Source organism: Phyllobacterium myrsinacearum (assembly GCF_014138285.1).
In the GTDB taxonomy this organism is placed as follows: domain Bacteria; phylum Pseudomonadota; class Alphaproteobacteria; order Rhizobiales; family Rhizobiaceae; genus Phyllobacterium; species Phyllobacterium myrsinacearum_A.
This window is the reverse complement of the sequence record NZ_JACGXN010000029.1, coordinates 410-2,909: the sequence shown is the minus strand read 5'-3', so window position 1 is coordinate 2,909 and position 2,500 is coordinate 410. Positions and strand designations below refer to the sequence as shown.

Genomic DNA, 2,500 nt, shown 5'->3' with positions numbered 1-2,500 from the left:
CGAATACCTTCGGGGGTAGAGCACTGGATGGGCTAGGGGATCTCACCGATTTACCAAACCTAACCAAACTCCGAATACCGAAGAGTACTAATCGGCAGACACACGGCGGGTGCTAACGTCCGTCGTGAAGAGGGCAACAACCCTGACCACCATCTAAGGTCCCTAAGTTATGGCTAAGTGGGAAAGGATGTGAGGATCCCAAAACAACCAGGATGTTGGCTTAGAAGCAGCCATCATTTAAAGAAAGCGTAACAGCTCACTGGTCTAAATAAGGGTCTTTGCGCCGAAAATGTACCGGGGCTAAAGCCATACACCGAAGCTGTGGATTTGCTTAGCAATAGGCAAGTGGTAGCGGAGCGTTCTGTAAGCCGTTGAAGAGAGACCCGTGAGGGCTCTTGGAGGTATCAGAAGTGAGAATGCTGACATGAGTAACGATAAAGGGAGTGAGAGACTCCCTCGCCGAAAGTCCAAGGGTTCCTGCTTAAAGTTAATCTGAGCAGGGTTAGCCGGCCCCTAAGGCGAGGCCGAAAGGCGTAGTCGATGGGAACCACGTTAATATTCGTGGGCCTGCGGGTAGTGACGGATCGCGTATGTTGTTCTTCCTTATTGGATTGGAAGGGCTTCGAAGCGGTTCCAGGAAATAGCTCCCGCGTATAGACCGTACCCTAAACCGACACTGGTGGACTGGTAGAGAATACCAAGGCGCTTGAGAGAACTGCGTTGAAGGAACTCGGCAAATTGCACGCGTAACTTCGGAAGAAGCGTGACCCTTTTCTACGCAAGTAGAGGAGGGTGGCACAGACCAGGGGGTAGCGACTGTTTACCAAAAACACAGGGCTCTGCGAAGTCGCAAGACGACGTATAGGGTCTGACGCCTGCCCGGTGCTGGAAGGTTAAGAGGAGAGGTGCAAGCTTTGAATCGAAGCCCCAGTAAACGGCGGCCGTAACTATAACGGTCCTAAGGTAGCGAAATTCCTTGTCGGGTAAGTTCCGACCTGCACGAATGGCGTAACGACTTCCCCGCTGTCTCCAACGCAGACTCAGTGAAATTGAATTCCCCGTGAAGATGCGGGGTTCCTGCGGTTAGACGGAAAGACCCCGTGCACCTTTACTATAGCTTTACACTGGCATTCGTGTCGGCATGTGTAGGATAGGTGGTAGACTTTGAAGCGGGGGCGCCAGCCTTCGTGGAGTCATCCTTGAAATACCACCCTTACCTATATGGATGTCTAACCGCGGTCCGTTATCCGGATCCGGGACAGTGTATGGTGGGTAGTTTGACTGGGGCGGTCGCCTCCTAAAGAGTAACGGAGGCGCGCGATGGTGGGCTCAGACCGGTCGGAAATCGGTCGTCGAGTGCAATGGCATAAGCCCGCCTGACTGCGAGACTGACAAGTCGAGCAGAGACGAAAGTCGGTCATAGTGATCCGGTGGTCCCGCGTGGAAGGGCCATCGCTCAACGGATAAAAGGTACGCCGGGGATAACAGGCTGATGACCCCCAAGAGTCCATATCGACGGGGTTGTTTGGCACCTCGATGTCGACTCATCGCATCCTGGGGCTGGAGCAGGTCCCAAGGGTATGGCTGTTCGCCATTTAAAGCGGTACGTGAGTTGGGTTCAGAACGTCGTGAGACAGTTCGGTCCCTATCTGCCGTGGGTGTAGGAATATTGACAGGATCTGTCCCTAGTACGAGAGGACCGGGATGGACGTATCTCTGGTGGACCTGTTGTGGCGCCAGCCGCATAGCAGGGTAGCTATATACGGACGGGATAACCGCTGAAGGCATCTAAGCGGGAAACCCACCTGAAAACGAGTATTCCCTCGAGAGCCGTGGAAGACCACCACGTTGATAGGCCGGGTGTGGAAGTGCGGCAACGCATGAAGCTTACCGGTACTAATAGCTCGATTGGCTTGATCATTCTCATTACTTATATCCATCTGACAACGTCAGATGATCTGTCTCACGCGCCGTATCGCCCCTTTGGGGCGGGCGCTGCGACAGCGCGCGGCATAAGCCGCGACGGCCAGTCGGCCTTGCGGGCTAACGCCCGGAAGATCGATAACCGTCAATGGCGCAAGCCATTGAAAACAACCGAAACGACAACAAAACCAGCTTCTCTTTCATCGTTGCTCTTTGCTGACCTGGTGGTTACAGCGGAGCGGCTGCACCCGATCCCATTCCGAACTCGGCCGTGAAACGCTCCAGCGCCAATGGTACTTCGTCTCAAGACGCGGGAGAGTAGGTCGCTGCCAGGTCTGCAAATAGCAACATGAAATCAAACAAAACAAACAATTCCATACATACCAATCAGGCCGCTTCTCGCGGCCTTTTGCTTTTGCAATAACAACAATGTAAGAGCATAATTACATTCCGTCCAAACAACGGAAAACGCGGCTGAAACCGCTCAGTCTGACCGCAGGGCAAACGCCCGAGCACAGACAAAACGGCAATCGCCGGATATGGTGACGCGGGGTGGAACAGCTTCCCCGTCCGACCG

2 rRNA genes (1 of these 2 only partly in view) are annotated in these 2,500 nt (G+C 54.0%); both read left to right on the top strand.

From position 1 onward, the window contains the following. Nucleotides 1-1,921, top strand: a 23S ribosomal RNA gene (locus FHW16_RS28570); it begins 1,046 nt to the left of the window's first position. 222 nt (nucleotides 1,922-2,143) lie between these two features. Continuing rightward, a 5S ribosomal RNA gene (gene rrf, locus FHW16_RS28565) occupies nucleotides 2,144-2,258 on the top strand. Nucleotides 2,259-2,500 lie beyond the last annotated feature (242 nt).